The sequence below is a fragment of the Acinetobacter sp. ANC_7634 genome, assembly GCF_056779875.1.
The window spans coordinates 1-5549 of the sequence record NZ_JBWYIT010000023.1 but is presented as its reverse complement, the minus strand read 5'-3'; the positions used below and the strand labels follow the sequence as shown (position 1 = coordinate 5549).

Annotated in this window: 2 tRNA genes and 3 rRNA genes; all 5 read right to left on the bottom strand. The window is 48.7% G+C overall.

Annotated elements, in window-relative coordinates:
• Window positions 1-23: 23 nt before the first annotated feature.
• Window positions 24-138 (bottom strand): 5S ribosomal RNA (rrf, locus tag AC1M9A_RS14320).
• 180 nt (window positions 139-318) lie between these two features.
• Window positions 319-3210: ribosomal RNA gene (locus tag AC1M9A_RS14315) — 23S ribosomal RNA — on the bottom strand.
• A 379-nt stretch (window positions 3211-3589) separates the two neighbouring features.
• A tRNA-Ala gene (locus AC1M9A_RS14310) sits at window positions 3590-3665 on the bottom strand.
• Between the two features lie 39 nt (window positions 3666-3704).
• A tRNA-Ile gene (locus AC1M9A_RS14305) sits at window positions 3705-3781 on the bottom strand.
• A gap of 61 nt (window positions 3782-3842) precedes the next feature.
• Window positions 3843-5380 (bottom strand): 16S ribosomal RNA (locus AC1M9A_RS14300).
• Together the 16S, 23S and 5S rRNA genes with 2 tRNA genes alongside form the textbook arrangement of a ribosomal RNA operon.
• Window positions 5381-5549 lie beyond the last annotated feature (169 nt).

Genomic DNA, 5549 nt, shown 5'->3' with positions numbered 1-5549 from the left:
TGAAGGGGGTGTTTAGAATAATGAGCTGGCGATGACTTACTCTCACATGGGTAACCCCACACTACCATCAGCGCTAAGAGGTTTCACTTCTGAGTTCGGGAAGGGATCAGGTGGTTCACTCTTGCTATTGTCGCCAGCACAACTGTTGTGACTTTGCTTGGGTCTTATTCGCATATATTATTTGCGTGCCTTTGCTTGGTCAAAGAAGTTATTAACAGCTATTTGAGTTGCTTTAATTTGTGCAGTTTAGCGTTTTATCTAACTAAATCAAGTTATTTGTCATGATTTGAACCACAACACCAACTGTTTGGGTGTTGTATAGTCAAGCCTCACGAGTAATTAGTATTGGTCAGCTTCATACGTCACCGTACTTCCACATCCAACCTATCAACGTTGTAGTCTTCAACGGCTCTTTAGAGGACATAAAGTCCTTGGGAAATCTAATCTTGAGGTAGGCTTCCCGCTTAGATGCTTTCAGCGGTTATCCCTTCCGAACATAGCTACCCGGCGATGCGACTGGCGTCACAACCGGTACACCAGAGGTTCGTCCACTCTGGTCCTCTCGTACTAGGAGCAGATCCTCTCAAATTTCCAACGCCCACGGTAGATAGGGACCGAACTGTCTCACGACGTTCTAAACCCAGCTCGCGTACCTCTTTAAATGGCGAACAGCCATACCCTTGGGACCTGCTTCAGCCCCAGGATGAGATGAGCCGACATCGAGGTGCCAAACACCGCCGTCGATATGAACTCTTGGGCGGTATCAGCCTGTTATCCCCAGAGTACCTTTTATCCGTTGAGCGATGGCCCTTCCATACAGAACCACCGGATCACTAAGACCTACTTTCGTACCTGCTCGACTTGTGGGTCTCGCAGTTAAGCGCGCTTTTGCCTTTATACTCTACGCGTGATTTCCGACCACGCTGAGCGCACCTTCGTACTCCTCCGTTACTCTTTAGGAGGAGACCGCCCCAGTCAAACTACCCACCAGACATGGTCCTCGCTCCAGATAATGGAGCAGAGTTAGAACCTCAATATTACCAGGGTGGTATTTCAAGGACGGCTCCATAGAAACTGGCGTTTCTACTTCAAAGCCTCCCACCTATCCTACACAAGTAAGATCAAAGTTCAATGTCAAGCTGCAGTAAAGGTTCACGGGGTCTTTCCGTCTAGCCGCGGGTACACCGCATCTTCACGGCGAATTCGATTTCACTGAGCCTCTGCTGGAGACAGCGCCGCCATCATTATGCCATTCGTGCAGGTCGGAACTTACCCGACAAGGAATTTCGCTACCTTAGGACCGTTATAGTTACGGCCGCCGTTTACTGGGGCTTCGATCAAGAGCTTCGCTTACGCTAACCCCATCAATTAACCTTCCAGCACCGGGCAGGCATCACACCCTATACGTCCACTTTCGTGTTTGCAGAGTGCTATGTTTTTAATAAACAGTTGCAGCGGCCTGGTTTCTGAGGCTGCCAGTAGCTCAAGGAGCAAGTCCTATCACCGCCGGCAGCGTACCTTCTCCCGAAGTTACGGTACCATTTTGCCTAGTTCCTTCAGCAGAGTTCTCTCAAGCGCTTTGGTCTACTCGACCTGACCACCTGTGTCGGTTTCGGGTACGATTCCTGTGTAACTGAAGCTTAGAGACTTTTCCTGGAAGTATGGTATCAGCCACTTCGCTAGTAAACTAGCTTGCTATCGATTCTCAGCATAGAGTACCCCGGATTTGCCTAAGATACATGCCTACAATCTTCCACCTGGACAACCAACGCCAGGCTGACTTAACCTTCTCCGTCCTCTCATCGCATTACACAGAAGTATTGGAATATTAACCAATTTCCCATCGACTACGCCTCTCGGCCTCGCCTTAGGGGTCGACTCACCCAGCCCCGATTAACGTTGGACTGGAACCCTTGGTCTTTCAGCGAACGGGTTTTTCACCCGTTTTATCGTTACTCACGTCAGCATTCGCACTTCTGATACCTCCAGCAGACTTCTCAATCCACCTTCATCGGCTTACAGAACGCTCCCCTACCACTTGCAATAAATTGCAAATCCGCAGCTTCGGTACATAGTTTTAGCCCCGTTACATCTTCCGCGCAGGCCGACTCGACTAGTGAGCTATTACGCTTTCTTTAAAGGGTGGCTGCTTCTAAGCCAACCTCCTAGCTGTCTATGCCTTCCCACATCGTTTCCCACTTAACTATGATTTAGGGACCTTAGCTGGCGGTCTGGATTGTTTTCCTCTTGACTACGGACGTTAGCACCCGCAGTCTGTCTCCCGGATAGTACTCATTGGTATTCGGAGTTTGCATCGGTTTGGTAAGTCGGGATGACCCCCTAGCCGAAACAGTGCTCTACCCCCAATGGTATTCGTCCGAGGCGCTACCTAAATAGCTTTCGGGGAGAACCAGCTATCACCAGGCTTGATTAGCCTTTCACCCCTATCCACAAGTCATCCCCTGGCTTTTCAACGACAGTGGGTTCGGTCCTCCAGTAAGTGTTACCTCACCTTCAACCTGCTCATGGATAGATCGCCTGGTTTCGGGTCTACACCCAGCAACTAAACGCCCTATTAAGACTCGATTTCTCTACGGCTCCCCTATTCGGTTAACCTTGCTACTGAATGTAAGTCGCTGACCCATTATACAAAAGGTACGCAGTCACCACACGAAGTGGCTCCCACTGCTTGTATGCATGCGGTTTCAGGATCTATTTCACTCCCCTCACAGGGGTTCTTTTCGCCTTTCCCTCACGGTACTGGTTCACTATCGGTCAGTCAGGAGTATTTAGCCTTGGAGGATGGTCCCCCCATATTCAGACAAGGTTTCACGTGCCCCGCCCTACTCGACATCATCATGTAAGCCCTTTCGTGTACAGGACTATCACCTACTATGGTTGCACTTCCCAGAGCATTCCACTAAAGCTTACATAACTTAATGGGCTTTTCCCCTTTCGCTCGCCGCTACTGAGGGAATCTCAATTGATTTCTTTTCCTACGGGTACTGAGATGTTTCACTTCCCCGCGTTTGCCTTGCAACACTATGTATTCATGTTGCAATACCTATCTTATGATAGGTGGGTTCCCCCATTCAGAAATCTCCGGATCACAGGATATTTGCCGCCTCCCCGGAGCTTTTCGCAGGCTATCACGTCTTTCATCGCCTCTGACTGCCAAGGCATCCACCACATGCACTTAATTACTTGACTATACAACCCCAAACAGTCGTTCGATCCTACAAGTAGATCGTTCAACATTACAGTTTGAAGTACTGTGTATCTAAACACTGTACAGCTTCAATTCAAATTCATATACCAAAACGCTTGATTCAGTTAATTTCGCTAGTTCTCATTTCAATCACTTCAACTCAATAACTTACGTTATCTCGTTTCCGCTCTTTCTATGAGTATGAACAAATTATTTCAACTCAAATATATGCTGTTAATGATTCACTACGTCTTCGTCAGATCGCAGTCAACTGTGATAAATCACAGAGCTTAATAATCAAGGCGTGCAGTATACACAGCTTTATTACTAAGCTCTATAAGCTATCAACTCGTTTGCTTACTACGTATTCGAATGAATACGTGGTGGAGACTAGGAGAGTCGAACTCCTGACCTCCTGCGTGCAAAGCAGGCGCTCTACCAACTAAGCTAAGTCCCCAGCTTATCATTTAGATCAATGTATCGTATGAGTATGTCATGGTGGGTCTGACAAGACTTGAACTTGTGACCCCACGCTTATCAAGCGTGTGCTCTAACCAACTGAGCTACAGACCCTCAGATACATCGTCATGAAGAACAACTTGTTGTGGATTCTTACCAATCGTCAATCTTTCGTTAAGGAGGTGATCCAGCCGCAGGTTCCCCTACGGCTACCTTGTTACGACTTCACCCCAGTCATCGGCCACACCGTGGTAAGCGTCCTCCTTGCGGTTAGACTACCTACTTCTGGTGCAACAAACTCCCATGGTGTGACGGGCGGTGTGTACAAGGCCCGGGAACGTATTCACCGCGGCATTCTGATCCGCGATTACTAGCGATTCCGACTTCATGGAGTCGAGTTGCAGACTCCAATCCGGACTACGATCGGCTTTTTGAGATTAGCATCCTATCGCTAGGTAGCAACCCTTTGTACCGACCATTGTAGCACGTGTGTAGCCCTGGTCGTAAGGGCCATGATGACTTGACGTCGTCCCCGCCTTCCTCCAGTTTGTCACTGGCAGTATCCTTAAAGTTCCCGGCTTAACCCGCTGGCAAATAAGGAAAAGGGTTGCGCTCGTTGCGGGACTTAACCCAACATCTCACGACACGAGCTGACGACAGCCATGCAGCACCTGTATGTAAGTTCCCGAAGGCACCAATCCATCTCTGGAAAGTTCTTACTATGTCAAGACCAGGTAAGGTTCTTCGCGTTGCATCGAATTAAACCACATGCTCCACCGCTTGTGCGGGCCCCCGTCAATTCATTTGAGTTTTAGTCTTGCGACCGTACTCCCCAGGCGGTCTACTTATCGCGTTAGCTGCGCCACTAAAGCCTCAAAGGCCCCAACGGCTAGTAGACATCGTTTACGGCATGGACTACCAGGGTATCTAATCCTGTTTGCTCCCCATGCTTTCGTACCTCAGCGTCAGTATTAGGCCAGATGGCTGCCTTCGCCATCGGTATTCCTCCAGATCTCTACGCATTTCACCGCTACACCTGGAATTCTACCATCCTCTCCCATACTCTAGCTTCCCAGTATCGAATGCAATTCCCAAGTTAAGCTCGGGGATTTCACATCCGACTTAAAAAGCCGCCTACGCACGCTTTACGCCCAGTAAATCCGATTAACGCTCGCACCCTCTGTATTACCGCGGCTGCTGGCACAGAGTTAGCCGGTGCTTATTCTGCGAGTAACGTCCACTATCCAAGAGTATTAATCTTAGTAGCCTCCTCCTCGCTTAAAGTGCTTTACAACCAAAAGGCCTTCTTCACACACGCGGCATGGCTGGATCAGGCTTCCGCCCATTGTCCAATATTCCCCACTGCTGCCTCCCGTAGGAGTCTGGGCCGTGTCTCAGTCCCAGTGTGGCGGATCATCCTCTCAGACCCGCTACAGATCGTCGCCTTGGTAGGCCTTTACCCCACCAACTAGCTAATCCGACTTAGGCTCATCTATTAGCGCAAGGCCCGAAGGTCCCCTGCTTTCTCCCGTAGGACGTATGCGGTATTAGCATCCCTTTCGAGATGTTGTCCCCCACTAATAGGCAGATTCCTAAGCATTACTCACCCGTCCGCCGCTAGGTCCAGTAGCAAGCTACCTTCCCCCGCTCGACTTGCATGTGTTAAGCCTGCCGCCAGCGTTCAATCTGAGCCATGATCAAACTCTTCAGTTTAAAATCAATAGTACCTAAAGGGTACCAATCTTGGCTCATCAATTACTGACAAAAAATTTGCTCAAATAAACTTCGAGAAATTTCTACCAATTATTAATGATAATATATATCGATCAATCAACCAGTAAAAATCCACACAAGTTGTTCTTCATAATCTCTTAATGATCTT